25 protein-coding genes are annotated in these 24,758 nt (G+C 55.8%); 19 read left to right on the top strand and 6 right to left on the bottom strand.

Annotated elements, in window-relative coordinates; all coding sequences use genetic code 11:
* The first annotated feature begins 226 nt into the window (after positions 1–226).
* Positions 227–622, top strand: coding sequence for a hypothetical protein (locus tag PU624_RS17325; RefSeq protein ID WP_090963002.1), 396 nt, complete (start codon positions 227–229; stop codon positions 620–622).
* A gap of 68 nt (positions 623–690) precedes the next feature.
* Here PU624_RS17325 and fur read toward each other — a convergent pair whose 3' ends face one another.
* The 4 genes from fur to ybfF form a co-directional block, all read right to left on the bottom strand.
* A complete protein-coding gene (gene fur, locus PU624_RS17320; RefSeq protein ID WP_003852805.1) occupies positions 691–1,134 on the bottom strand; it encodes a ferric iron uptake transcriptional regulator in 444 nt (147 codons plus the stop codon).
* Positions 1,135–1,481: 347 nt separating this feature from the next.
* A complete protein-coding gene (gene fldA / locus PU624_RS17315; protein ID WP_090962998.1) occupies positions 1,482–2,012 on the bottom strand; it encodes a flavodoxin FldA in 531 nt (176 codons plus the stop codon).
* A 132-nt stretch (positions 2,013–2,144) separates the two neighbouring features.
* Positions 2,145–2,420, bottom strand: coding sequence for a LexA regulated protein (gene ybfE / locus PU624_RS17310; RefSeq protein ID WP_003852811.1), 276 nt, complete (start codon positions 2,418–2,420; stop codon positions 2,145–2,147).
* A 168-nt stretch (positions 2,421–2,588) separates the two neighbouring features.
* Positions 2,589–3,353, bottom strand: a complete 765-nt coding sequence (ybfF, locus tag PU624_RS17305) for an esterase (protein WP_283545974.1) — start codon at positions 3,351–3,353, stop codon at positions 2,589–2,591.
* A gap of 250 nt (positions 3,354–3,603) precedes the next feature.
* On the opposite strand from ybfF, the gene seqA reads away from it, so the two are divergent.
* Together seqA and pgm are read left to right on the top strand one after the other, a co-directional pair.
* Positions 3,604–4,149 (top strand): replication initiation negative regulator SeqA, encoded by a 546-nt coding sequence (gene seqA / locus PU624_RS17300; protein WP_008925010.1) that lies wholly within the window; start codon positions 3,604–3,606, stop codon positions 4,147–4,149.
* 26 nt (positions 4,150–4,175) lie between these two features.
* Complete coding sequence (gene pgm / locus PU624_RS17295) at positions 4,176–5,816, top strand: phosphoglucomutase (alpha-D-glucose-1,6-bisphosphate-dependent) (protein WP_008925011.1); 1,641 nt, start codon at positions 4,176–4,178, stop codon at positions 5,814–5,816.
* Positions 5,817–6,169: 353 nt separating this feature from the next.
* Here pgm and kdpE read toward each other — a convergent pair whose 3' ends face one another.
* Positions 6,170–6,844 (bottom strand): two-component system response regulator KdpE, encoded by a 675-nt coding sequence (kdpE, locus tag PU624_RS17290; protein WP_283545973.1) that lies wholly within the window; start codon positions 6,842–6,844, stop codon positions 6,170–6,172.
* A gap of 256 nt (positions 6,845–7,100) precedes the next feature.
* Here kdpE and PU624_RS17285 point away from each other — a divergent pair, with 256 nt between their 5' ends.
* The 11 genes from PU624_RS17285 to nei all read left to right on the top strand — a co-directional run bounded on the left by PU624_RS17285 (position 7,101) and on the right by nei (position 16,320).
* The gene (locus PU624_RS17285; RefSeq protein ID WP_090962986.1) at positions 7,101–7,301 is read left to right on the top strand and encodes a DUF2517 family protein; all 201 of its coding nucleotides are present in this window, start codon (positions 7,101–7,103) and stop codon (positions 7,299–7,301) included.
* A 154-nt stretch (positions 7,302–7,455) separates the two neighbouring features.
* Entirely contained in the window at positions 7,456–8,412 is a 957-nt protein-coding gene (locus PU624_RS17280; protein ID WP_283545972.1) for a YbgA family protein, read from the top strand.
* Positions 8,413–8,424: 12 nt separating this feature from the next.
* A complete protein-coding gene (gene phrB / locus PU624_RS17275) occupies positions 8,425–9,849 on the top strand; it encodes a deoxyribodipyrimidine photo-lyase (RefSeq protein WP_283545971.1) in 1,425 nt (474 codons plus the stop codon).
* Between the two features lie 18 nt (positions 9,850–9,867).
* Positions 9,868–10,611, top strand: a complete 744-nt coding sequence (locus PU624_RS17270; protein WP_283545970.1) for a type 2 GTP cyclohydrolase I — start codon at positions 9,868–9,870, stop codon at positions 10,609–10,611.
* 150 nt (positions 10,612–10,761) lie between these two features.
* The gene (gene pxpB, locus PU624_RS17265) at positions 10,762–11,418 is read left to right on the top strand and encodes a 5-oxoprolinase subunit PxpB (RefSeq protein ID WP_283545969.1); all 657 of its coding nucleotides are present in this window, start codon (positions 10,762–10,764) and stop codon (positions 11,416–11,418) included.
* Positions 11,412–12,341, top strand: coding sequence for a 5-oxoprolinase subunit PxpC (gene pxpC, locus PU624_RS17260; protein WP_283545968.1), 930 nt, complete (start codon positions 11,412–11,414; stop codon positions 12,339–12,341). Before pxpB ends, pxpC begins: the two co-directional genes overlap by 7 nt.
* Entirely contained in the window at positions 12,331–13,068 is a 738-nt protein-coding gene (gene pxpA, locus PU624_RS17255; protein ID WP_283545967.1) for a 5-oxoprolinase subunit PxpA, read from the top strand. Before pxpC ends, pxpA begins: the two co-directional genes overlap by 11 nt.
* A 53-nt stretch (positions 13,069–13,121) precedes the next feature.
* Positions 13,122–13,850: a DUF969 domain-containing protein gene (locus PU624_RS17250; protein WP_090962971.1), complete on the top strand. Its 729-nt coding sequence runs from the start codon at positions 13,122–13,124 to the stop codon at positions 13,848–13,850.
* Positions 13,850–14,866 carry a DUF979 domain-containing protein gene (locus PU624_RS17245; RefSeq protein ID WP_283545966.1) on the top strand — a complete coding sequence of 339 codons (1,017 nt, stop codon included), beginning with the start codon at positions 13,850–13,852 and terminating at the stop codon, positions 14,864–14,866. Before PU624_RS17250 ends, PU624_RS17245 begins: the two co-directional genes overlap by 1 nt.
* 6 nt (positions 14,867–14,872) lie before the next feature.
* Positions 14,873–15,520, top strand: coding sequence for a pyroglutamyl-peptidase I (gene pcp, locus PU624_RS17240; protein WP_283545965.1), 648 nt, complete (start codon positions 14,873–14,875; stop codon positions 15,518–15,520).
* A gap of 11 nt (positions 15,521–15,531) precedes the next feature.
* On the top strand, positions 15,532–16,320 hold the full coding sequence (nei, locus tag PU624_RS17235; protein WP_283545964.1) for an endonuclease VIII: 789 nt from the start codon (positions 15,532–15,534) through the stop codon (positions 16,318–16,320).
* A 278-nt stretch (positions 16,321–16,598) separates the two neighbouring features.
* On the opposite strand, the gene PU624_RS17230 is transcribed toward nei, so the two are convergent.
* Entirely contained in the window at positions 16,599–17,882 is a 1,284-nt protein-coding gene (locus tag PU624_RS17230; protein ID WP_283545963.1) for a citrate synthase, read from the bottom strand.
* A gap of 631 nt (positions 17,883–18,513) precedes the next feature.
* Here PU624_RS17230 and sdhC point away from each other — a divergent pair.
* The 5 genes from sdhC (at position 18,514) to sucA (ending at position 24,750) form a co-directional block, all read left to right on the top strand.
* The gene (gene sdhC / locus PU624_RS17225) at positions 18,514–18,903 is read left to right on the top strand and encodes a succinate dehydrogenase cytochrome b556 subunit (protein WP_033782341.1); all 390 of its coding nucleotides are present in this window, start codon (positions 18,514–18,516) and stop codon (positions 18,901–18,903) included.
* A complete protein-coding gene (gene sdhD, locus PU624_RS17220; RefSeq protein WP_008925023.1) occupies positions 18,897–19,244 on the top strand; it encodes a succinate dehydrogenase membrane anchor subunit in 348 nt (115 codons plus the stop codon). The genes sdhC and sdhD overlap by 7 nt, the downstream gene beginning before the upstream one ends.
* Entirely contained in the window at positions 19,245–21,011 is a 1,767-nt protein-coding gene (gene sdhA, locus PU624_RS17215; protein WP_090962960.1) for a succinate dehydrogenase flavoprotein subunit, read from the top strand.
* 14 nt (positions 21,012–21,025) lie between these two features.
* On the top strand, positions 21,026–21,742 hold the full coding sequence (locus tag PU624_RS17210) for a succinate dehydrogenase iron-sulfur subunit (RefSeq protein WP_179896495.1): 717 nt from the start codon (positions 21,026–21,028) through the stop codon (positions 21,740–21,742).
* A gap of 200 nt (positions 21,743–21,942) precedes the next feature.
* On the top strand, positions 21,943–24,750 hold the full coding sequence (sucA, locus tag PU624_RS17205) for a 2-oxoglutarate dehydrogenase E1 component (protein WP_283545962.1): 2,808 nt from the start codon (positions 21,943–21,945) through the stop codon (positions 24,748–24,750).
* Positions 24,751–24,758 lie beyond the last annotated feature (8 nt).

The following is a 24,758-nucleotide window of genomic DNA, read 5'->3' as shown; positions in this document are numbered from 1 at the left end:
GGCTGACCTCATAAAATGACAAAAGGGCGATTTATCGCCCTTTTTTATTGCCCCGATTTTTATCATTGCCGACGTTTGTTCTGTACTAACTGCAACCTGTTAAATCCCGCATTGTGAGAGTAATCTGAGTTTAAAAAAATTAATCAATTTACAGATGTGAATTATCCGCTTTCAGGTAGGCTATGCGCTCTCAGAGGTAGCAAAGCGGGTTAAATAAGGAAAAAAAATGACCGTTCTCGCCCAGGAAGCCAGAAACAGTGTTGTCGTTTTACATCAGCTCATTGAACGTATTTTTAATCAGCCTGCCGGATCTGACGACAGTTTTGAGCTGCTGATGTCCTATTTTCATCCTGACTTCCGCATGGTGACCCCGAAGGGCAAAGAGTACAATCTGAACGAAGTTGAAGATCTTTTCCGACAGTTGCAGGGGCAACGGGAAGGGATGCGCATTGCTACCTGCGAACATGTGATCCTCTCTCATCATGATAAAGAGATCACCGTGCAGTATCGCGAAATGCAGATGATGAATGGCAACAACCATAGCCGCATCTCGCTGGCGATTCTGGACTGCAGCAGCTCTATTCCGCGCTGGCGTTATCTGCAGGAGACGCTGGTCGCCTGACGCGTAACGGCAGAACACAGACGAAAAAAAAACCGGTGAATTCACCGGTTTTTTTATTTCAGGCCGCGTTACTGGTCGTGCAGGGTTTCGTTTTCCCGGCAATCGCCCAGTGTGCAGTGTCCATAAAGATAGAGGCTGTGGTTGGTCAGCTTGATGCCATGGCGGGTCGCGATTTCACGCTGGCGCGTTTCGATCGACTCATCGCTGAACTCAATAACCTTGCCGCAATCCAGGCAGATCAGGTGATCGTGGTGATGCTGCTGCGTCAGTTCGAAGACAGATTTGCCGCCTTCAAAATTGTGGCGGGTGACAATACCGGCGTCATCAAACTGGTTCAGAACGCGGTAAACGGTCGCCAGGCCAATCTCTTCGCCGATATCAATCAGGCGTTTGTACAAATCTTCCGCACTGACGTGATGGCACTCAGGTTCCTGAAGCACTTCCAGAATTTTCAGTCTGGGCAGTGTCACTTTCAGGCCAGCCTTCTTTAATGCGGTGTTGTTGTCAGTCATGCGGATTTTGTCCTGTTACTAATATTCACTTTTGTGGCTTTTCGCCTTGAATGTCGATCTTCACTCATTCTCATTTGCGTCTCATTATAGAACTGAAGCGATGAAATGAAAACCAGAGGGCGTGCCTGAATCATCATGGGCTATTGGGGAGAGGTCACCGGGCCGGGGAGGATTCTGGCAGATGTCTGTTTGTACATCGCTTAGTCTTGCCGCTGAGAAAATACGCGGAAGATCGATGCGGGTATTCTACAGATTAAACGGAGAAAGTTAAAAAAATGTGGCTATTATTTCTATAGGAATTTCCATTGCCTCAATGTGAGCTGGCGCTCACATTGAGTCGGACAGAATCAGGCTTCGATGATCTCTTTCAGCTGCAGTTCATCAAAGATCTGCTTAACCCACTGTTCTACACGCTGGTTAGTCAGTTCAGGCTGACGATCTTCGTCAATGGCCAGACCCAGGAAGTGGGTATCATCGGCCAGGCCTTTTGAGGCTTCGAAGTGGTAGCCTTCCGTTGGCCAGTGGCCGACAATCACCGCACCGTGTGGTTCAATGATGTCACGGATGGTGCCCATCGCATCACAGAAGTACTCTGCGTAATCTTCCTGGTCGCCACAGCCAAACAGCGCAACCAGCTTGCCATTGAAATCGATCTCTTCCAGCGTCGGGAAAAAGTCATCCCAGTCGCACTGCGCTTCGCCGTAGTACCAGGTCGGAATGCCCAGCAGCAGGATATCAAACGCTTCCAGATCTTCTTTTGTGCTTTTCGCGATGTCATGCACTTCTGCAACGTCAGTACCCAGCTGTTTCTGGATCATTTTTGCAATGTTTTCGGTATTGCCGGTATCGCTGCCAAAGAAGATGCCTACGAGTGCCATGAGTAAAATAACCTCTTAAATCCTGATGATGAGATGTGTGCCGCAGCACAATTCAGCGAATAATAGCAGACGAGGGAAAACCGGTGAACGGTTAAAGCCCCGACATTTGCTCCTGCGTGCGATTTGCCCGCATCAATCCAGTTTGAGCTGCGCCAGCAGCATCTGTTCAATCAGTTCGCTGCGGCTGAGATTACGCTGTTCTGCCAGCGTGTTGAGTGCATCGACGGCTTCACTGTTCATTTTCAGTTCGACACGACGAAGCCCGCGTCCTTTGTCACGTTTAAGCTGATTGCGCTTGTTGATGCGCAGCTGTTCATCACGCGAAAGCGGACTGGTTTTGGGTCGACCAGGGCGACGCTCATCAGCAAAGAGATCGAGCGTCGTGCGGTCAGTCTGTTCTTTTGCCATGGCTTAGTAAAACTGAATGGGGGCGGGCGCCAGACACTCACCGCGCAGATTATAAATTATTGGCTATTGCCGCAGCAAAACTGACCCGCGGCAAAATTTTAGCGCGCCATCATACTTCACGCGTACTCCCGACGCCAATCCTAAACCTTTGCCGCCATCTGATTGCTTTTAAAGCGCAAAAAAGCGACGAACACTGCGCAAAACGGCATCGGGTTTCTCTGCATGAACCCAGTGTCCCGCGCCGCCGATTACATGGGCCTGCGCGCCCGGAAACTGCTGCAGCAACGCATCGCGGTAGCGATTATCCAGATAGCTGGAGTCGCCGCCGCGGATAAACAGCGCCGGGTGATCCCAGGCCGGCACCGGCTGCCAGCCGGAAATCGTGGTGTAGTTATCCCACAGCACCGGCACGTTAAAGCGCCACTCGCCCTCCTGAAACGACTTCAGCAGGAACTGGATTACCCCTTCTTCTTCAATCACCGTGCGCATAATGCGGGCCGCTTCACTGCGGGATGTGACACCCGCATCGGTGACGGCACGAATACCGGCAAATATCTGATCGTGGCGGCGGGTCTGGTAGTCCACCGGGGCGATATCGATCATCACCAGCCGCTCAATGCGGTCCGGCACCAGCGCGCTCATGGTCATGGCGATCTTACCGCCCATCGAGTGGCCGATCACCGCGACGCGATCGATGCCGTGTGCATCCAGCGTATCGACCATATCCTGCGCCATTACAGCGTAGTTCATCTCGTCAGATCGTGGTGAGAGTCCGTGGTTGCGGACATCAACCTGCAGCAGAGGACCGGCATCTTTCAGGCCACGTGCCAGCACGCCAAGGTTATCCAGACTGCCAAACAGGCCGTGGATTAACAGGATGGGCAGGGAATCAGCAGGGGATTGTTCAGTTTGCAGACGGGCGTTCAAAATCATAGCAAAGTTCTTAAGTTTGAGACCTGTGCTTAGGTTATCATGGTTTCACCTTTTCAGGCGCGCCGGTTCCGGCGGCATTAGGACATATTCTGACTTTTGCCCGTAAACCGTTTGATTGCTAACAACCCGCCTGAATTTAACTTTATAATCCTGATGTTAGAACCCACACACCCTTTGAATTGCCTGACTATACTCAGAGCTTTTCAGGAAACAGGTGGTTCTGTCATGAGAAAGAACCGTACGGAATAAGATGAAAACGATCGAAGTTGACGAAGAGCTCTACCGTTATATTGCCAGCCACACGCAACACATTGGTGAAAGCGCATCCGACATTCTGCGTCGTATGCTGAAGTTCACGGCCGGTCAGACTGCACCCGCTTCGCCTGCGCAGCCAGCGTCAAAAGAGGCAGCGAAAGAGTCCCAGGCCTCTGTGGGTTCGCGCCCGCAGGATCGTGTCCGCGCGGTGCGTGAGCTGCTGCTTTCCGATGAATATGCGGAGCAGAAGCGGGCGGTGAATCGCTTTATGCTTATCTTGTCAACGCTCTATCGTCTTGATACCGCAGCCTTTGCTGAGGCTACTGCATCGCTGCAGGGCCGCACCCGCGTCTATTTTGCAGGTGATGAGCATACGCTGTTGCAGAATGGCACCCATACTAAGCCGAAGCATGTGCCCGGCACCCCGTACTGGGTGATCACCAACACCAATACTGGTCGCAAATGCAGCATGGTCGAACACATCATGCTCTCGATGCAGTTCCCTGCGGAACTGACCGAGAAAGTTTGCGGCACCATTTAAAACTTAAGCGTCAGGGAGCAGCGCCAATGGCCAATCACCCACGTGCCGGGCAACCCGCCCAGCAGAGCGATTTGATTAACGTTGCACAATTAACGTCACAATATTATGTCCTGCAGCCCGATGTGGCGAACCCGGAACATGCGGTGAAATTTGGCACCTCTGGCCATCGCGGCAGTGCAGGGCGTCAGAGCTTTAACGAGATGCACATTCTGGCGATCGCGCAGGCCATTGCCGAAGAGCGTAAAAAGAACGGCATCACCGGGCCTTGCTACGTCGGTAAAGACACCCATGCGCTGTCAGAACCGGCGATCCTGTCGGTGCTGGAAGTGCTGGCAGCGAACGGCGTTGATGTGATTGTGCAGCAGGACAATGGCTATACGCCGACCCCTGCCATCTCGAACGCGATTCTTGAGCATAACAAAGCGGGTGGCCCGCTGGCTGACGGCATCGTCATCACACCTTCGCACAACCCACCGGAAGATGGCGGCATCAAGTACAACCCACCTAATGGTGGACCGGCTGATACCAACGTCACCAAAGTGGTGGAAGATCGCGCCAATCAGCTGATCAAAGATGGGCTGAAAGAGGTTAAGCGTCTGCCACTGGAACAGGCGATGGCCAGCGGTCACGTGGTCGAGAAAGATTTGATCCAGCCTTACGTTGAAGGTCTGGCAGAGATTATCGACTTCCCGGCGATTCAGAAAGCCGGCCTGAAGCTGGGTGTTGATCCACTGGGCGGTTCCGGTATTGCTTACTGGCAGCGTATTGCTGAGCACTACAAGCTGGATCTGACGCTGGTGAATGACGCGGTCGATCAGACCTTCCGCTTTATGCATCTGGATAAAGATGGCGTCGTGCGCATGGACTGCTCGTCTGAAAGCGCAATGGCAGGCCTGCTGGCCTACCGTGACAAGTTCGATCTGGCGTTCGGTAACGATCCGGATTATGACCGTCACGGCATTGTGACCCCGGCGGGTCTGATGAATCCGAACCACTATCTGGCGGTCGCGATCAACTATCTGTTCCAGCACCGTCCACAGTGGGGCCAGGATGTCGCCGTGGGTAAAACCCTGGTGTCCAGCGCCATGATTGACCGTGTGGTCAACGACATTGGTCGCAAGCTGGTGGAAGTGCCAGTTGGTTTCAAATGGTTTGTTGATGGTCTGTATGACGGCAGCTTCGGTTTCGGCGGCGAAGAGAGCGCGGGTGCTTCATTCCTGCGTTTCGATGGCACGCCGTGGTCAACGGACAAAGATGGCATCATCATGTGTCTGCTGGCGGCTGAAATTACCGCCGTGACCGGTAAAAACCCGCAGCAGCATTATGACGAGCTGGCCGCGCGCTTTGGCGCACCTAGCTACAACCGTCTGCAGGCATCAGCCACTTCAGCGCAGAAAGCTGCCCTGTCGAAGCTGTCACCAGAAATGGTCAGCGCAGATACGCTGGCGGGTGATCCGATCACCGCGCGTCTGACTGCGGCACCGGGTAATGGTGCGTCAATCGGCGGTCTGAAAGTGATGACGGAGAATGGCTGGTTTGCTGCCCGTCCTTCAGGTACCGAAGACGCCTACAAGATCTACTGTGAAAGCTTCCTGGGCGCAGAACACCGCGAGCAGATTGAGAAAGAAGCCGTAGAGATTGTCAGCGAAGTGCTGAAAAACGCCTGATAAGGTGGGTAGATAAAAGGCGCCTCTGGCGCCTTTTAGATTGTTGACAAAGTCTATTCCAGTTAGCTGCAGGAACGAGCCAGCACAGGAAACAGGGTCAGATCGGAAAGACGCAAAAGCCGTCATCCATGACACGCTCGTCCCACGCGATTACGCACCTCATCCATGAGGTGCGCCCGTAAACGGGCCAACGCGTTGCGTTGTTCAAAAACGCTCCCGGCGTTTTTGTCCCTGGCGTGGGACGCTTTCCTCCTCTGACCCTGCTCCCTGCGCCTCAGGTTTATTCGTTGCCATCAGATTCACTCTGATTTGATTTTGTTTGCAGTCATGAAAGGCGCCTCTGGCGCCTTTTTTTATGGCATAAAGCGATAGCCAATCCCGGTTTCAGTCAGCAGATGCGCTGGTTGGGTCGGATTTGCTTCCAGCTTCTGGCGCAGATGGCCCATGTAGATGCGCAGATAATGGCTATGCTCCACCGCATTAGGCCCCCAGACCTGGCTCAGCAGTTGCCGCTGCGTCAGCACCTTTCCTGCATTGTTCAGCAGGATACTCAACAGACGAAACTCAATTGGAGTGAGGTGAATCTCGCTACCCGCGCGCTGTACCCGCCGTGCGGTGAAATCAACGCTGACGTCGGCAAAATGAATTCTGGCGTCAGGCTGCTGACCACTATGACGGCGCAGCGCCACACGCACGCGCGCCAGCAGTTCGCCAATGCCAAAGGGTTTGGTCAGATAGTCATCGGCGCCTGCATCCAGCGCAGCGATCTTATCCTGCTCATCGCTGCGCGCCGACAGCACAATCACCGGGATAGCGCTCCACTGGCGCAGGTCACGGATAAAATCGGTGCCATCTCCATCCGGCAGGCCAAGATCGAGGATCACTAAGTCGGGCTTGCGGGTCGCTGCTTCAATCAGTCCGCGCTGAAGCGTATCGGCGTCAAACACCTTCAGCTCTTCATTTTCCAGCGCCAGCCGGACAAAGCGGCGGATCTCTTTTTCATCTTCAACGATCAAAACCGTGGTCACGCAATACCTGCCTTGAGTGGGGGCCGAAATGCCATGTTATCAATATTATAAGCTGGCGTCCGCGTGCTTCACCTTTCGGGCGTTTAAACTCTCGCGTAACCGGACGATAACGTATCTGTAACTTTATTACAGGCTAAATCTTAAACAGTGTAAATAGCGGCAAATAAGTGGTCAGATGAGTAGTAAAGTTACACAACCTGGCGTAAAATTGGACACAGATCACATTCGAACACGTTATTTACCGGGAGGAGAAACCATGTATCAGGCTTATCCACGTTACAAAATTATCGCACGCCGTACGCTGGTGGTTCTTCTCGGCGTTCTGGCACTGCCTGTCATGTTGTTCCGACAGGATCGGGCGCGTTTCTACAGCTATCTGCACCGCGTCTGGTGTAAGACCAGTGCAAAGCCGGTCTGGCTGGCGCAGTCTGAAGCCGGTGGCGGCGCGTTCTGGTAATTTGCCCTGCTGCAAAACAGGCCTGGTCAACCGACCGGGCTTTTTTTTGCGTTTTTTCTGAGAATAAGCGGACCGGAACTACGTTTTAACCCTTTCTTCCTGACCATTTTGCGCTACACTTAAACCTCTACAAGATTTCGGAGGTTGTACAAGTATGAGCAAAAAAATCCCCGTTGGAATCAGTGCATGCCTGCTCGGCGACCGCGTCAGATTTGATGGTGGGCATAAGCGTCTTACTTTTGCGACCGACGATCTCACTCCCTTTGTCCACTTTGAACCCATCTGTCCTGAAATGGCGATTGGTCTGCCTACGCCACGCCCGGCTTTACGGCTGGTTAAGCAGGGCGATGATGAGGTCCATCTCTGCTTCAGCAAAGATGGCGGAGATGAGGTCACCACGCAGATGCGTGACTGGTCTGCGGAGCGGGTTAAATCGCTGCATCATCTCTGTGGCTATATCCTGTGTGCCAAATCTCCCAGCTGCGGCATGGAGCGTGTGCGGGTCTACGAGCCTGACAACAACAACAACCGCAAAGTGGGCACCGGCATTTTCGCTGAATTCCTGCAGCGTGAGATGCCCTGGCTGCCGCTGGAAGAAGATGGTCGCCTGCACGATCCCGCCCTGCGTGAGAACTTTATTGGCCGTATCTGCGCGCTGCACGAATTTAATCAGATGTGGGAAAACGGCCTGACCCGTCAGGGGCTGATTGCCTTCCACAGCCGCTACAAACTGATGATGCTGGCGCATTCGCAGGAGAAGTACCGTGAACTGGGCCCGTTTGTCGCCTCGATGAGCGAGTGGGAATCACTGGACGCCTTTGCGTTTGAATATCGCAATCGCATGATGGAACTGATGTCACGTCCCGCGTCACGTCGCAATCACACCAATGTGCTGATGCATGTGCAGGGCTACTTCCGCACGCATCTCAGCTCAGCGCAGCGCCAGGAGCTGGCAACCCTGATTGACCGCTATCGTCAGGGCACACAACCGCTGCTGGTGCCGATCACCATTCTCAAGCACTACATGGCGGAGTACCCGCATCCGTGGCTGGCACAACAACGCTATTTCGATCCCTATCCCGAAGCCTTGTGCTTACGTTACGGACAGTAATTCAGGAGGAGTATGACCACCCATCTGGTCTGGCTGCGTAACGATTTACGCATAAACGACAATCTGGCGCTGCACGCCGCCTGCCGCGACAGCGAGGCAAAAGTGATTGCGCTCTACCTTGCGACACCGGAGCAGTGGCAGCAGCATGATATGTCCCCGAAGCAGGCGGCGTTTATCCACGCCAGTCTCTTACAGGTGCAGAGTGCACTGGCCGAGCGGGGCATTGAGCTGCACTATCAGGCGTGTCATGCCTTCAGCGACAGTATTGATGCACTGGTGCAGTTCTGCGCAGATCAACAGGTCGATCAGCTCTTCTACAATTATCAGTATGAAGTTAACGAGCGTCAGCGCGATGCCGAAGCTGAAAAGCGTCTTGATGACGCGGGCGTGATTTGCCAGGGCTTTGATGACAGCCTGTTGCTGCCGCCCGGCAGCGTGCAGAGCGGTGATCGCTCGATGTACAAAGTATTCACTCCGTTCAGCAAAGCCTTTGTCCGCCGCTTACAGCAGGGGTTGCCGGAGTGCGTCTCTGCACCGAAACCGCGTGACGGTGCGCCGCTGAAAACCACCCCCATTCCTGCGTTTGACTATCCGACCGAAGATTTTGATCAGGCGCTGTTCCCGGCGGGCGAAGCGGCCGCGCTGAAGCGGTTGCGCCATTTCGCCACGAAACCGGTGCTCGACTATCCCGCTAAGCGCGACCTTCCGGCGCTGGATGCCACCAGCCGTCTGTCGGTCTATCTGGCGACCGGTGTGCTGTCGCCCCGTCAGTGTCTGCATCGCGTGCTGCATGAACATCCCGATGCGCTGGACAACAGCCGTGCGTTCACGTGGCTGAACGAGCTGATCTGGCGTGAGTTCTACCGGCATCTGCTGGTGGCTTATCCAGCGCTGTGCCGGCACCAGCCGTTTATCGACTGGACGCGTAACGTGGAGTGGCAGCGTAACGACGCACATTTCGAGGCCTGGAAAGCGGGTAAAACCGGCTATCCGATTGTCGATGCCGCGATGCGTCAGATGAAGGCGCTGGGCTGGATGCACAACCGCTTACGGATGATCACCGCCAGCTTCCTGGTCAAAGATCTGCTGATCGACTGGCGCGAAGGCGAACGCTACTTCATGCAGCAGCTGATTGATGGGGACCTGGCCGCCAATAACGGTGGCTGGCAGTGGGCGGCATCAACCGGCACGGACGCGGCTCCCTATTTCCGCATCTTCAACCCGACGACCCAGGGCGAGCGTTTCGATGAGAAGGGCGATTTTATCCGTCACTATCTGCCGGAACTGGCCGACGTCCCTGACAGTGATATTCACCAGCCCCATGTCTGGGCGGAGAAGCATCATAAGAAACTCGATTATCCGGCACCAATCGTGGATCATAAGGCAGCCCGTAAAAAGACATTAGACGCCTTTGAGCGCGCCAAAAGCGCCGCCTGAGGCCGTGAAGGAGCCTGAATGAACCATTACGAATTAGAGACGCTGATCAACCAGCAACTCGACAGCCACAGCTTCAGCGATTACGCCCCCAACGGTTTACAGGTTGAGGGACGAAGCGAGGTCAAAACGATTATCACCGGCGTAACGGCCTGTCAGGCGTTGCTGGATGAGGCGGTGGCACGTCAGGCCGATGCGATTATCGTCCATCATGGCTATTTCTGGAAAAGTGAACCGGCCGCCATTAAAGGCATGAAGCGCCGCCGTCTGCGGACCCTGCTGGCTAACGATATTAATCTCTACGGCTGGCATTTGCCGCTCGATGCGCATGCTGAATTAGGTAACAACGCCCAGCTGGCGAAACTGCTGGATATCGAGGTGCGAGGCGAAGTCATGCCGCTGGTGTTCTGGGGTGAGCTGGCTGAGCCGATCTCAGGCGAAGCGCTGGCCCGCCGAATCGGCGATCGGCTGGGACGTGAACCGCTGCATTGCGGTGACAACGCGCCAGCACTGATCCGTCGCATCGCCTGGTGCAGCGGCGGCGGACAGGGCTTTATCGACCAGGCCGCCGCCGCGGGCGTCGATGCCTATATCACCGGCGAAGTCTCTGAACAGACCATTCACAGCGCACGCGAGCAGGGGCTGCATTTCTTTGCCGCAGGTCATCACGCGACCGAGCGCGGCGGCGTCAAAGCGCTGGGCGAGTGGCTGGCACAGCACCACGATCTTGATGTGACCTTCATCGATATTCCCAATCCTGCCTGATCCCCACTCAGGTCCTGCGCGCCTGCGCAGGACCTAAATCTGTTGACACATCCCCGTCACTTTCGCATAACTATTTGCTTTATGTAGATAAGCCATCGGCCGATCCGGGTTTCCGGTCAGGCGCGATCTTAACCAGGCGGGAGGTAGCTGTTGCAACGAGCACGGTGTTATTTATTGGGTGAACGCGCTGTCGTGCTGGAGCTGGAACCACCGATCTCACTGGAGAGTCAGCAACGTATCTGGGGACTGAACCAGCGGCTGCAGTCTTACGCGGACGTGCTGGAGGTGATTCCCGGCATGAACAACATCACCCTGATCCTGCGGGATCCCCAGCAGAGTCCGCTGGACGCGATAGAGCGGCTTCAGCGCTGGTGGGAAGAGAGTGAGGCGCAGTTGCCGGAGTCGCGTCTGGTGGAGATCCCGGTGATCTACGGCGGCGAGTCAGGCCCCGATCTGAGCGTAGTGGCGGAACATGCCGCGATGACGCCCCATCAGGTGGTTGAGCTGCACAGCATCAACGACTATGTGGTGTTTTTTATCGGCTTTCAGCCGGGCTTCCCCTATCTGGGCGGACTGGATCCGCGCCTGCACATTCCGCGTCGTGCGGAACCCAGGGTTGCGGTGCCCGCCGGTTCGGTCGGCATCGGCGGCAGTCAGACCGGCGTCTATCCGCTGGCCTCGCCCGGTGGCTGGCAGTTAATCGGCCAGACGCGTACCGCGCTGTTTGATCCGCTGCAGCAACCGCCCACGCTGCTCCGTCCCGGTGACCGGGTCCGCTTTGTGCCGCAACAGGAGGGCGTATGTTAAATATTCTGCGAGCCGGACTGGCCGCCACCCTTCAGGATGCGGGCCGCTACGGCTGGCGTCAGTATGGCATCAGCCCCGGTGGTGTGCTGGATCATCCCGCGATGATCACCGCCAACGTGCTGGTGGGCAATGACCCTGACAGCGCGGTGCTGGAGATGGTGCTTGGCCAGTTCAAAGCGGAGTTTACCCGCGATGGCTGGTTTGCGCTGACCGGCGCAGGCTGCCATGCGGAGCTGGACGGTCAGCCGGTCTGGACAGGCTGGCGCACGCCGGTGAAGCGTGGGCAGGTCCTGTCGCTGGCGATGCCGCAGCGCGGTATGCGCAGCTATCTGGCGGTGCAGGGCGGTTTTGACATCCCTGCGGTACTTGGTTCTGCCAGCACCGACCTCAAAGCAAAGTTTGGCGGGTTTCACGGGCGCGCCTTGCGGGATGGCGATCAGATCCCGCTGGGTAAACCGACCCGTCAGTTCGATCGCAAAGTCGGGGTGCGGCAACTGCTGTGGGGCAACCGCATTCGCGCTCTGCCTGGCCCGGAGTATCACGAGTTCAGCCCTGAAGCGCAGCAGGCGTTCTGGCGAACGTCATGGAAACTCAGTCCGCAAAGTAACCGGATGGGATACCGGCTGGAGGGACGTGAGCTTAAGCGTGAGAAACCGCGCGAGCTGCTGTCACACGGCGTGATGCCGGGTGTGATCCAGGTACCGCCGAACGGTCAGCCGATTGTGCTGATGGCGGATGCTCAGACTACGGGCGGCTATCCGCGCATCGCCTCGGTTATCGAAGCCGATCTCTATCACCTGGCGCAAATCCGTCTGGGTGAGCCGATTCACTTTATTCACTGCACCCTGCCGGAAGCGATGCTGGCCCGTCAGCATCAGCAACGCGCCCTGGACCAGATGAAGTGGGGACTCAATGAACATTGATTTAAATGCCGACCTGGGCGAGGGCTGCGCCAGCGATCAGGCGCTGCTGCAACTGGTGAGTTCGGCCAATATCGCCTGTGGCTTTCACGCCGGTGATGCGCAGACCATGCTGCAGTCGGTGCGCTGGGCGCAGGCATCCGGCGTCGCCATCGGTGCGCATCCCGCCTTTCCCGATCGGGAAAACTTTGGCCGCAGCGCCATGCAGCTGCCGCCGGAAACGGTCTATGCCCAGATGATCTACCAGATTGGCGCGCTGAAAAGCCTGGCGGAAAGCGAAGGCGCGCGGCTGGTTCACGTGAAACCGCACGGCATGCTCTATAACCAGGCCGCGGCTGACCCGGTGCTGGCGGACGCCATCGCCCGCGCCATCAGGGCGGTCGACAGCCAGCTGATCGTGGCAGGACTGGCCAATAGCGAGTCAATCCGTGCGGCGGCGCATTATGGCCTACGTACGCGGGAAGAGGTGTTTGCCGACCGTGGCTATCTCAGCAGCGGTGCGCTGGTGCCGCGCAGCCAGCCGGGCGCGCTGATCGAAGATGAGCAGCAGGCTATCGATCAGACGCTGACGATGGTACAGCAGGGCAAAGTTAAAAGTATCAGCGGAGAATGGGTGGCGGTGAATGCACAGACCGTCTGCTTACATGGCGACGGCGCGCACGCCCTGCAGTTTGCACAGCGGTTACGTGATGCGTTTGCCGCTCAGCAGATTCATGTCACCAGCGCCTGAACAACCACACTTAGCCCGGCTTATGCCGGGTTTTTTTAACTCTGGGGGAATCTATGGAAAGTGCAGTGAATCTCTGGCCGTTACTGGGTATTGCCGCGATCGTCGTCGGCTTCGTATTACGTTTCAATCCGGTGCTGGTGGTGATTGTCGCCGGATTTGTGACGGGTCTGGCCGCGATGATGCCGCTGGCTGACATTCTGGAAAAGCTCGGCGCGGGTTTTCTTAACACCCGTAACCTGCCGCTGATTCTGCTGCTGCCACTGGCGGTCATTGGCCTGCTGGAGCGTCACGGGTTGAAGGAGAGGGCGCAGGCGTGGATTGCTCAGATCAAAACCGCCACCGCCGGACGTCTGCTGATCGTCTATCTGTTTGTGCGTGAAATCACGGCGGCGCTGGGGTTAACCAGTCTCGGCGGACATCCGCAGATGGTGCGTCCGCTGCTGGCACCGATGGCAGAAGGCGCCACTGAAAACCGCTATGGTGAGATCTCGCCTGAACTGCGTCATAAGCTGCGCGCCATGTCAGCGGCGACCGATAACGTCGGCCTGTTCTTTGGTGAGGATATCTTCGTGGCATTTGGCGCGATTATCTTTATGCACAACTTTATGCAGGAGTCAGCCGGGATTCAGACCGAACCGCTGCACATCGCCTTATGGGGCATTCCCACTGCCGTGGCTGCCTTCCTGATCCATTCCGCGCGTCTGGTGCGTCTGGATCGCCAGCTGGCGCGGGAGCTGCAGCAGCTCAACAGTCAGGCGCTGAAAGCCAAAGGAGGTCAGTAATGTTCCAGCAACAATATCTGATGTGGCTGGCGGGCATTATCCTGCTGGTGGTCGCGATTCTCTCCTGGCGTGACAGCGCCAACCCGCGCCGTTTTACCACCGGACTCTTCTGGGCATTATATGGACTGGTGTTCCTGGTGGGTGACTGGACGACGCAGATGATGAGCAGCCTGATGGGCTCGGATGCAGCGGGCACCCGCATGCTGCACATCACCATCGGTGTCATTGTGGTGGTGATGGCGTTGATCGCCGGTTTGGGGGGTGTCCGGCTGGGTCGCTATCATCAGCGCAGCGATGAAGAGAAACAGGCCAGCGCCCTGCGTCTGCGTAATAAACTGTTTCTGCCTGCGCTGGCCATTCCGGTCGTGACCGTGGTCGGTGTGCTGGCGTTTAACAATATTCCCGGCCTGCAGGAAGCGGTATTCGGTCCCGGCAACCACGCCACGCTGGTGACGCTCTTTTCAATGATGCTCGGCTGCGTGCTTGGCTGGCTGGTGGCGTTAAAACTGACGCATGAAAAACCGGTGCAGTCCATGCAGGAGACCCGTCGTCTGCTGGATTCGATTGGCTGGGCCTTTATTCTGCCGCAGATCCTCGCCACCCTGGGACTGCTGTTTACCACGGCGGGCGTGGGCAGCGCCATTTCACATCTGACCGAAACCTGGCTGGCGGTGGATAACCGCTTTATCGCGGTCACCGTCTATGCCGTGGGGATGGCCCTGTTAACCATGATCATGGGCAACGCCTTTGCGGCGTTTCCGATTATCACCGCAGGCGTTGGCATCCCGATTCTGGTGCTGCAGCACGGCGGAAATCCGGCAGTGATGGCGGCGATTGGCATGTTCTCCGGCTACTGCGGCACGCTGATGACGCCGATGGCGGCCAACTTCAATATTGTCCCGGCGGCGCTGCTGGAGTTGCCCGATCGTAACGCGGTCATCAAAGCTCAGATTCCAACCGGTGTGCTACTGTTAATCGTTAACATTTTCCTGCTCTATTTCCTGATGTTCCTGTGAGGCTGCATGAAAACTGTTCTGATGACCGCCTTTGAACCCTTTGGCGGTGAAACGATTAACCCCTCCTGGGAAGCGGTGCGCGCACTGGAAGGCAAACAGATAGGCGGCGCGACGATAGTGATCCGCCAGTTGCCGGTCGTCTTCAGCGAGGTCCTCCACGTGCTGAACCAGGCACTGGAAGAGATCAAACCGGATGCGGTGCTGTCGGTAGGGCAGGCGGGCGGCCGCAGCGACATTACCGTTGAACGTATCGGCATTAATGTCGATGACGCCCGCATTCCGGACAACGCCGGTCATCAGCCGGTGGATGAACCGATTGTGGCAGGCGGTCCGGCCGCCTATTTTTCCCGTCTGCCGATCAAGACGATTGTGGCGGCTGTGCGTGAAGCGGGGATCCCCGCATCGGTCTCACAAACTGCTGGCACCTTCACCTGCAACCGGGTGATGTATGGCCTGCTGCACTGGCTTGAGCAGCAGAAGAGTCCGGCGCGGGGCGGCTTTATTCATATTCCGTATCTGCCTGAACAGGCGGCGCTGCATCCCGGTGCGCCGAGCATGGCGGTCGCGACTATTATTCAGGCGCTGGAGATTGCGGTGCAAGTGACGCTGGAGACCGGCGAAGATATTAAACAGGCTGGCGGCGCCACCCATTAAGAGGAAGAACGATGCCTGAAGGACCGGAAATTCGCCGCGTGGCGGATAAGCTTGAAGCCGCCATTGTAGGTCAGCCGTTAACGGAGGCGTGGTTCGCCTTTCCTCAACTGAAGACTTATGAACCCTCACTGATTGGTGAGCAGGTGCAGGCGATTGAAACGCGGGGAAAAGCGCTGCTGACTCATTTCAGCAATGGCCTGACGCTCTACAGTCATAATCAGCTTTATGGTGTCTGGCGCATTGTGAAACCCGATACCGAACTGAATACGACGCGTCAGTTGCGGGTGCGGCTGGCGACAGCGGGTAAAGCGATTCTGCTTTATAGCGCCTCAGATATTGAACTGCTCAACGCAGATACGCTGGCGGCGCATCCGTTTCTGACCCGCATCGGACCGGATGTGCTGAACAGCCAGCTTAACGTGGAAGAAGTGAAAGAGCGGCTGCTGTCACCCCGTTTCCGGCGGCGGCAGTTCAGTGGTCTGCTGCTGGACCAGGCTTTTCTGGCCGGACTGGGAAACTACCTGCGCGCCGAGATTCTCTGGCTGGCGCAGCTGCTGCCAAATCATCGGGCGCAGGATCTCAGTGACGATCAACTGACTGCTTTCAGCGAGGCGCTGCTGTCAGTGCCGCGTCATGCCTATCGGATGCGGGGAACCATGAAGAAATATCATGAGGAAGCGGCGTTTCAGTTTGAGGTGTTTCATCGGCAGGGCAGGAAATGCCGGCGCTGTGGCACGGTCATTGAGAAGGGCACGCTTTCATCACGGCCTTTTTACTGGTGTCCGGGTTGTCAGAGATAGAAAGGGCATGAAGTTTATAGCGAAATGTTCTTACATCAGACGGCTATAAAACTTCGAACCGGGTGATTCCAACCGCTACGAAGAAGCTCAACGCGCGGGGAACACGGTCAGAAGAGGAAAGCGTCCCGCGCCAGGGACGGCGCGGGCCGAGCGGCCAGGGATGGTTTAAGCGACTTTCCGATCTGACCGTGTTTCATGCGCAGACGCAGTATCACAGCGAAGCGCCCCAGCGTTATAACCACATCAAGCGGAGATTCCTCTCCGCTATCCACCGACTCTTACTTTTTCAGCTGTGAGCTGAACTCGCGCTCGGTATAACCGGTATAGAGCTGACGCGGACGGGCAATCTTCATGCCTTCGTCGTGCATCTCTTTCCAGTGTGCAATCCAGCCAACCGTACGGGCCATCGCGAAGATCACCGTAAACATGGAGGAAGGAATACCCATCGCTTTCAGAATGATACCGGAGTAGAAGTCCACGTTCGGATAGAGTTTACGCTCGATGAAGTACGGGTCGTTCAGCGCAATGTGTTCCAGCTCCATCGCCACTTCCAGCAGATCATCCTTCATACCCAGCTCATTCAGAACCTCATGGCAGGTATCGCGCATCACGGTCGCACGTGGATCGTAGTTTTTATAAACGCGGTGACCAAAGCCCATCAGACGGAATGAATCATTCTTGTCTTTGGCGCGTTTAACAAATTCCGGGATGTGCTCAACGGTGCTGATCTCTTCCAGCATACGCAGAGTCGCTTCGTTGGCACCGCCGTGCGCTGGTCCCCACAGGGAGGCGATCCCGGCGGCGATACAGGCAAACGGGTTCGCGCCGCTTGAACCAGCGGTACGTACGGTAGAGGTTGAGGCGTTCTGCTCATGGTCAGCATGCAGGATCAGGATGCGGTCCATCGCGCGTTCCAGTACCGGGTTCACTTTGTACTCTTCGCACGGCGTAGCGAACATCATATGCAGGAAGTTACCGGCATAAGAGAGATCGTTGCGCGGATAAACAAACGGCTGACCGATTGAATATTTGTAACACATTGCTGCCATGGTCGGCATTTTAGAAAGCAGACGGAAAGCGGCGATTTCGCGGTGGCGCTCAATGTTTACATCCAGCGAATCGTGGTAAAACGCAGCCAGCGCGCCAGTCACACCGCACATTACCGCCATCGGATGAGAGTCACGACGGAAACCGTGGAACAGGCGGGTAATCTGCTCATGAATCATGGTGTGACGGGTAACCGTGTTACAGAACTCATCAAACTGTTTCTGGTCTGGCGCTTCGCCGTTCAGCAGGATGTAGCAGACTTCCAGATAGTTAGAGTGGGTCGCCAGCTGAGAAATAGGGAAACCACGGTGCAACAGGATACCTTCATCACCATCAATAAAGGTGATAGCAGATTCGCAGGACGCTGTAGACGTAAAACCGGGATCGAAGGTGAACAGGCCACTTGAACCCAGAGCGCGGACATCAACCACATCCTGGCCCAGCGTACCTTTCAGCACGTCCAGTTCAATAGATGTTCCATCTTGCAGGGTTAGCGTTACTTTTTTATCTGTCATTTTCGTCTCCATAGCGCCTTATGTAGGTAAGGATCTTTAGACACCTGAAACGCGTTCATGTTGCGGTTGGCAAAACTACACGGTATCACTCTGCGGGGGTACAGCGGTGCAGGGTACAGAGTGAGCGGCGCGTTCCCAGCGGGAACCGGTGAGCCATGGACATGCTGCATATCGCGGTTGTTAAAGATCCGGTCAGGACATAACTTCTTGGTAACCAATAACCTGATGCTTTTTAAAGCTCATTATCGCAATGTTACATAACTTGCGCTTAGGGGAAAGTGTATCCCCATAACTTTTGTGCATCATAGGCATTTATAGGCTTAGTTTGTAACTGAATTGTTGAACTATTGTCAAATCAGATAATTAAAATTGTATCAATTGTGAAAATCGTGAGTAGGATCACTGTTCCACCTAAAATATACCAAAGAGTTTGTAGGGGAATTGTAATCAGAATGTGATCCTCCTATACTCCTGGCAGGTCTCCGGAACACCCTGACACCAGGAGCCACCCAGCGTTTACTACCGCGTCAATTAACACTGGATGTTGCTTTTTTGGTGACGGTTAAGTCTGCCACACGTTGTGATTAGACTCCGCCTCAGGTCCGGAGGAAGCAAAATAAAAAAGAGCTGTGTGGGCAAAACCGTGAAAAAACAAAGACCTGTCAACTTGGATCTCTCGACGATCCGGTTTCCCGTTACTGCAATATCGTCCATTCTCCACCGCGTCTCCGGCGTAATCACATTGGTTGCTATTGGCATCCTGCTGTGGCTGCTCGGTCTCTCTCTCTCTTCTCCTGAAGGTTTCCAGCACGCTGCGTCCATCATGGATGGCTTCTTCGCGAAGTTCATTATGTGGGGCATCTTAACCGCGCTGGCCTATCACGCGGTGAGCGGGATTCGTCATATGTTGATGGATTTTGGTTATCTGGCCGAAACGCTGGAAGTCGGTAAGCGTTCCGCTCATATGACTTTTGTGATCACTGTCGTGCTGGCAATTCTGGCGGGAGTCCTCGTATGGTAAGCAATGCATCCGCGTTGGGTCGCAACGGCATTCAGGACTGGCTGCTGCTGCGGGCAACAGCAATCCTCATTACGCTCTACATCGTCTACATCCTCGGTTTCGTGGTGATGACAGACACGCTGACTTATGACCTGTGGCGTGGCTTCTTCGCGTCCGCATTCACCAAAGTGTTCACGCTGCTGACACTCTTCTCCATTCTGGTCCACGGCTGGATCGGTATGTGGCAGGTGTTAACAGACTACGTCAAATCGCTGCCGGTTCGCTTGCTGTTGCAGTTTGTGATTGTCGTGGCGCTGTTGTGGTATGCGATTTATGGCTTTGTTGTGGTGTGGGGTGTGTAAATGAGTTTGCCAATCAGAGAGTTCGATGCCGTGGTAATCGGCGCAGGTGGCGCAGGAATGCGGGCCGCACTGCAAATCTCCCAGGGCGGCCAGACCTGCGCTCTGTTATCTAAAGTTTTCCCGACCCGTTCCCACACTGTATCTGCGCAGGGCGGTATTACCGTTGCGCTGGGTAATACCCATGAAGATAACTGGGAATGGCATATGTACGACACCGTCAAAGGTTCCGACTACATCGGTGACCAGGACGCGATTGAATATATGTGCAAAACCGGCCCGGAAGCGATTCTGGAACTGGAGCACATGGGCCTGCCGTTCTCGCGTCTGGAAGATGGTCGTGTCTATCAGCGTCCGTTTGGCGGCCAGTCGAAGAATTTCGGTGGCGAGCAGGCGGCACGTACGGCGGCTGCGGCTGACCGTACCGGTCACGCCTTGCTGCACACGCTCTATCAGCAGAACCTGAAAAACAAAACCACCATCTTCTCTGAGTGGTATGCCCTGGATCTGGTGAAAAACGCCGATGGTGCAGTGGTGGGTTGTACCGCTATCTGCATCGAAACCGGCGAAACCGTCTATTTCAAAGCGAAAGCGACCATTCTGGCCACCGGCGGCGCGGGCCGTATCTACCAGTCCACCACCAATGCGCATATCAACACCGGCGACGGCGTCGGTATGGCACTGCGTGCGGGCGTGCCGGTGCAGGATATGGAGATGTGGCAGTTCCACCCAACCGGCATCGCCGGGGCGGGCGTGCTGGTCACCGAGGGCTGCCGTGGTGAAGGCGGCTATCTGCTGAACAAACATGGCGAACGCTTCATGGAGCGTTATGCGCCGAACGCCAAAGATCTGGCGGGCCGCGACGTGGTTGCGCGTTCAATGATGATTGAAATCCGTGAAGGTCGCGGCTGTGACGGCCCATGGGGTCCACATCTGAAATTGAAACTGGATCACCTGGGTAAAGAGGTGCTTGAGTCACGTCTGCCAGGCATCCTTGAGCTGTCACGCACCTTCGCGCACGCCGATCCGATTAAAGAACCTATCCCGGTCATCCCGACCTGTCACTACATGATGGGCGGTATTCCGACCAAAGTGACCGGCCAGGCACTGCGTGTGAATGAGCAGGGCGAAGATGTGGTGATTCCAGGCCTGTTCGCCGTCGGCGAAATTGCCTGTGTATCGGTGCATGGTGCCAACCGTCTGGGCGGTAACTCACTGCTCGACCTGGTGGTCTTTGGCCGTGCAGCGGGTCTGCATCTGCTGGAGAGTATCAAAGAGCAGGGCGACCTGCGTGATGCTTCTGAAGACGAGATCGCCGTGGCGATGGCGCGCTTCAACCGCTGGGAAAACAACACTACCGGTGAAGATCCGGTTGAGATTCGCAAAGCGCTGCAACGCTGCATGCAGAACAACTTCTCTGTATTCCGCGAAGGCGAAGCGATGGCGCAGGGTCTGGAAGAGCTGAAAGAGATTCGCCAGCGCCTGAAGTCAGCGCGTCTGGATGACCGCTCACCGGATTTCAACACGCAGCGTATTGAGTGCCTGGAGCTGGATAACCTGATGGAGACGGCCTTTGCCACGGCGGTAGCGGCTAACTATCGCACCGAGAGCCGCGGTGCGCACAGTCGCTTCGACTTCCCGGATCGTGATGATGAAAACTGGCTGTGCCACAGTCTTTATGTCCCGGAAACCGAAAGCATGACTCGCCGTGAGGTGAACATGCAGCCGAAACTGCGCGCGGCCTTCCCGCCGAAAGTGCGTACCTACTAATTTCGGAGACGATCATGAGACTCGAGTTTTCAATTTATCGCTACAATCCGGACGTCGATGACAAGCCGCGCATGCAGGATTACACCCTGGAGTCGGAAGACGGTCGCGACATGATGCTGCTGGACGCGCTGATTCGCCTGAAAGAGAAAGATCCGACGCTGGCGTTTCGTCGCTCCTGCCGTGAAGGCGTGTGTGGCTCTGATGGCCTCAACATGAACGGTAAAAACGGACTGGCCTGCATTACGCCAGTCTCGGCACTGGGCAACGGCAAACAGAAAATCGTTATCCGTCCCTTGCCGGGTTTACCGGTGGTGCGTGACCTGGTGGTAGACATGAGCCAGTTTTATGCACAGTATGAGAAGATTAAACCTTTCCTGTTGAATAATGGGGAAAATCCGCCAGCACGTGAGCATCTGCAGATGCCGGAAGAACGTGAACACCTGGATGGCCTGTACGAGTGTATTCTCTGTGCCTGCTGTTCAACCTCATGCCCATCATTCTGGTGGAACCCTGAGAAGTTCATCGGTCCTGCTGGCCTGCTGGCGGCGTACCGCTTCCTGATTGACAGTCGCGACACCGAAACCGAAGCACGTCTCGACAATCTGAATGATGCTTTCAGCGTATTCCGCTGCCATAGCATCATGAACTGTGTGAGTGTCTGTCCGAAAGGGCTGAACCCGACGCGCGCCATCGGCCATATCAAGTCGATGCTGCTGCAGCGCGGCGCATAAGCAGTCTCCGCCGGGAACCTCAGGTTCCCGGTGTTTTACGGAAGCCTTTGTAAGCGCGGTGATTACCACGTTTACAAAGGTTCCCTTACGGGCCACGCGCGCTGCGCAAAGTGCTCGTATCGCTGAACTCACTACGGCAAACCGCGAAAGCGGCAACAAATGAAACCTCAAAAAAGCATAGCAATGCTTAAGGGATCACAATGCAGAACAGCGCGATGAAGCCCTGGCTGGACTCTTCCTGGCTGGCCGGCGCGAATCAGTCTTACATAGAGCAGCTCTATGAGGATTTCCTGACCGATCCTGACTCTGTCGATGCAGTGTGGCGCTCGATGTTCCAGCAGTTACCGGGCACCGGAATGAAACCTGAGCAGTTTCACTCCACCACACGTGAGTACTTCCGTCGCCTGGCGAAAGATGCATCTCGTTACACCTCATCTGTCTCCGATCCGGAAACCAACTCCAAGCAAGTAAAAGTGCTGCAGCTGATAAACGCGTTTCGTTTTCGCGGCCATCAGCATGCCAATCTTGATCCGCTCGGCCTGTGGAAACAGGACCGTGTCGCCGATCTCGACCCCGCTTTTCACGATCTGACCGAGGCCGATTTTCAGGAAAGCTTTAACGTAGGTTCCTTTGCCATTGGCAAGGACACCATGAAGCTGGCCGATCTCTTCCAGGCGCTGACGCAGACTTACTGCGGCTCAATTGGCGCAGAATATATGCACATCAACAACACCGACGAGAAGCGCTGGATTCAGCAGCGTCTTGAGTCAGTCGCGGGCCGTGCAGCGTTCAGCAACGAAGAGAAAAAAGGTTTCCTGAAAGAGCTGACTGCGGCAGAAGGTCTGGAAAAATATCTCGGGGCGAAATTCCCGGGTGCTAAACGCTTCTCGCTGGAAGGCGGCGATGCGCTGGTGCCTATGCTGCGCGAAATGATCCGTCACGCCGGTAAGAGCGGTACCCGTGAAGTTGTCCTGGGTATGGCGCACCGTGGTCGTCTCAACGTGCTGATCAACGTGCTGGGTAAAAAGCCACAGGATCTGTTCGACGAGTTCGCCGGTAAGCACAAAGAGCATCTTGGCACCGGTGACGTGAAGTACCACATGGGCTTCTCGTCTGACGTGGAAACCGAAGGCGGCCTGGTTCACCTGGCGCTGGCGTTTAACCCGTCACACCTGGAGATCGTCAGCCCGGTGGTCATGGGTTCTGTGCGTGCCCGTCTGGATCGTCTGGATGAGCCAGCCAGCAATAAAGTCTTACCTATCACCATTCATGGTGATGCGGCCGTGATTGGCCAGGGCGTGGTTCAGGAAACCCTGAACATGTCTCAGGCGCGCGGTTATGAAGTGGGCGGTACCGTTCGCATCGTTATCAACAACCAGGTTGGCTTTACAACGTCCAACCCGAAAGATGCGCGTTCTACCCCTTACTGCACCGACATCGGCAAAATGGTGCTGGCACCAATTTTCCACGTCAACGCAGATGACCCGGAAGCGGTCGCCTTTGTAACCCGCCTGGCGCTCGATTATCGCAACACCTTCAAACGTGATGTGTTTATCGATCTGGTCTGCTATCGCCGTCATGGTCACAACGAGGCCGATGAGCCAAGTGCGACCCAGCCGCTGATGTACCAGAAAATCAAAAAACACCCGACACCGCGTAAAATCTACGCTGACCGTCTGGAAGGTGAAGCCGTTGCCACGCAGGAAGATGCGACCGAAATGGTCAATCTCTATCGTGACGCGCTGGATGCGGGCGAGTGTGTGGTGCCGGAATGGCGTCCAATGAGCCTCCACTCCTTTACCTGGTCCCCTTACCTGAATCATGAGTGGGACGAGCCTTACCCGGCTCAGGTTGACATGAAACGTCTGAAGGAACTGGCACTGCGTATCAGCCAGGTGCCTGAAGAGGTTGAAGTGCAGTCGCGTGTGGCCAAGATCTATAACGACCGTCGCCTGATGGCTGAAGGTGAGAAAGCCTTTGACTGGGGCGGCGCGGAAAACCTTGCCTACGCCACGCTGGTTGATGAAGGTATTCCGGTTCGCCTGTCGGGCGAAGATACCGGTCGCGGGACCTTCTTCCACCGTCACGCGGTCGTGCATAACCAGGCGAACGGCTCAACCTATACCCCTCTGCACCATGTGCACAGCGGTCAGGGCCAGTTCAAAGTCTGGGACTCCGTGCTGTCAGAAGAGGCGGTACTGGCGTTTGAATATGGTTATGCCACCGCAGAGCCGCGCATCCTGACCATCTGGGAAGCGCAGTTTGGTGACTTCGCCAACGGTGCACAGGTTGTTATCGACCAGTTCATCAGCTCCGGTGAGCAGAAATGGGGCCGTATGTGTGGCCTGGTCATGCTGCTGCCGCACGGTTATGAAGGTCAGGGGCCAGAGCACTCCTCTGCGCGTCTGGAGCGTTATCTGCAACTCTGCGCTGAGCAGAACATGCAGGTCTGCGTACCGTCTACACCAGCACAGGTCTACCATATGCTGCGTCGTCAGGCGCTGCGCGGTATGCGCCGTCCGCTGATTGTGATGTCGCCGAAATCCCTGCTGCGTCATCCGCTGGCGATCTCCACACTGGATGAACTGGCTAACGGCACCTTCCAGCCTGCGATTGGCGAAGTTGACGATCTGGATCCGCAGGGCGTGAAACGCGTCGTGCTGTGCTCCGGTAAAGTTTATTACGACCTGCTTGAGCAGCGCCGTAAAAATGAGCAGACCGATGTGGCCATTGTCCGTATCGAGCAGCTCTATCCGTTCCCGCATCAAGCGGTTCAGGAAGCATTAAAAGCGTATTCTCACGTACAGGATTTTGTCTGGTGTCAGGAAGAGCCGCTGAATCAGGGCGCCTGGTATTGCAGCCAGCATCATTTCCGTGAAGTTGTGCCGTTTGGTGCGACCTTACGTTATGCAGGCCGCCCGGCCTCCGCCTCACCGGCCGTGGGTTACATGTCCGTACACCAACAACAGCAGCAAGACCTGGTTAATGACGCGCTGAACGTTAATTAATTAAAAGG

Origin of the sequence: Pantoea sp. Lij88 (genome assembly GCF_030062155.1) — a bacterium.
Taxonomy (GTDB): domain Bacteria; phylum Pseudomonadota; class Gammaproteobacteria; order Enterobacterales; family Enterobacteriaceae; genus Pantoea.
This window is presented reverse-complemented; position numbering and strand designations above follow the sequence as displayed.

Bases quoted from the DNA above. Each gene is read 5' to 3' on its own strand.
- PU624_RS17325 (WP_090963002.1), top strand. From the start codon at position 227: ATGACCGTTCTCGCCCAGGAAGCCAGAAACAGTGTTGTCGTTTTACAT.
- fur (WP_003852805.1), bottom strand. From the start codon at position 1,134: ATGACTGACAACAACACCGCATTAAAGAAGGCTGGCCTGAAAGTGACA.
- fldA (WP_090962998.1), bottom strand. From the start codon at position 2,012: ATGGCACTCGTAGGCATCTTCTTTGGCAGCGATACCGGCAATACCGAA.
- ybfE (WP_003852811.1), bottom strand. From the start codon at position 2,420: ATGGCAAAAGAACAGACTGACCGCACGACGCTCGATCTCTTTGCTGAT.
- ybfF (WP_283545974.1), bottom strand. From the start codon at position 3,353: ATGATTTTGAACGCCCGTCTGCAAACTGAACAATCCCCTGCTGATTCC.
- seqA (WP_008925010.1), top strand. From the start codon at position 3,604: ATGAAAACGATCGAAGTTGACGAAGAGCTCTACCGTTATATTGCCAGC.
- pgm (WP_008925011.1), top strand. From the start codon at position 4,176: ATGGCCAATCACCCACGTGCCGGGCAACCCGCCCAGCAGAGCGATTTG.
- PU624_RS17285 (WP_090962986.1), top strand. From the start codon at position 7,101: ATGTATCAGGCTTATCCACGTTACAAAATTATCGCACGCCGTACGCTG.
- PU624_RS17280 (WP_283545972.1), top strand. From the start codon at position 7,456: ATGAGCAAAAAAATCCCCGTTGGAATCAGTGCATGCCTGCTCGGCGAC.
- phrB (WP_283545971.1), top strand. From the start codon at position 8,425: ATGACCACCCATCTGGTCTGGCTGCGTAACGATTTACGCATAAACGAC.
- PU624_RS17270 (WP_283545970.1), top strand. From the start codon at position 9,868: ATGAACCATTACGAATTAGAGACGCTGATCAACCAGCAACTCGACAGC.
- pxpC (WP_283545968.1), top strand. From the start codon at position 11,412: ATGTTAAATATTCTGCGAGCCGGACTGGCCGCCACCCTTCAGGATGCG.
- pxpA (WP_283545967.1), top strand. From the start codon at position 12,331: ATGAACATTGATTTAAATGCCGACCTGGGCGAGGGCTGCGCCAGCGAT.
- PU624_RS17250 (WP_090962971.1), top strand. From the start codon at position 13,122: ATGGAAAGTGCAGTGAATCTCTGGCCGTTACTGGGTATTGCCGCGATC.
- PU624_RS17245 (WP_283545966.1), top strand. From the start codon at position 13,850: ATGTTCCAGCAACAATATCTGATGTGGCTGGCGGGCATTATCCTGCTG.
- pcp (WP_283545965.1), top strand. From the start codon at position 14,873: ATGAAAACTGTTCTGATGACCGCCTTTGAACCCTTTGGCGGTGAAACG.
- nei (WP_283545964.1), top strand. From the start codon at position 15,532: ATGCCTGAAGGACCGGAAATTCGCCGCGTGGCGGATAAGCTTGAAGCC.
- PU624_RS17230 (WP_283545963.1), bottom strand. From the start codon at position 17,882: ATGACAGATAAAAAAGTAACGCTAACCCTGCAAGATGGAACATCTATT.
- sdhD (WP_008925023.1), top strand. From the start codon at position 18,897: ATGGTAAGCAATGCATCCGCGTTGGGTCGCAACGGCATTCAGGACTGG.
- sdhA (WP_090962960.1), top strand. From the start codon at position 19,245: ATGAGTTTGCCAATCAGAGAGTTCGATGCCGTGGTAATCGGCGCAGGT.
- PU624_RS17210 (WP_179896495.1), top strand. From the start codon at position 21,026: ATGAGACTCGAGTTTTCAATTTATCGCTACAATCCGGACGTCGATGAC.
- sucA (WP_283545962.1), top strand. From the start codon at position 21,943: ATGCAGAACAGCGCGATGAAGCCCTGGCTGGACTCTTCCTGGCTGGCC.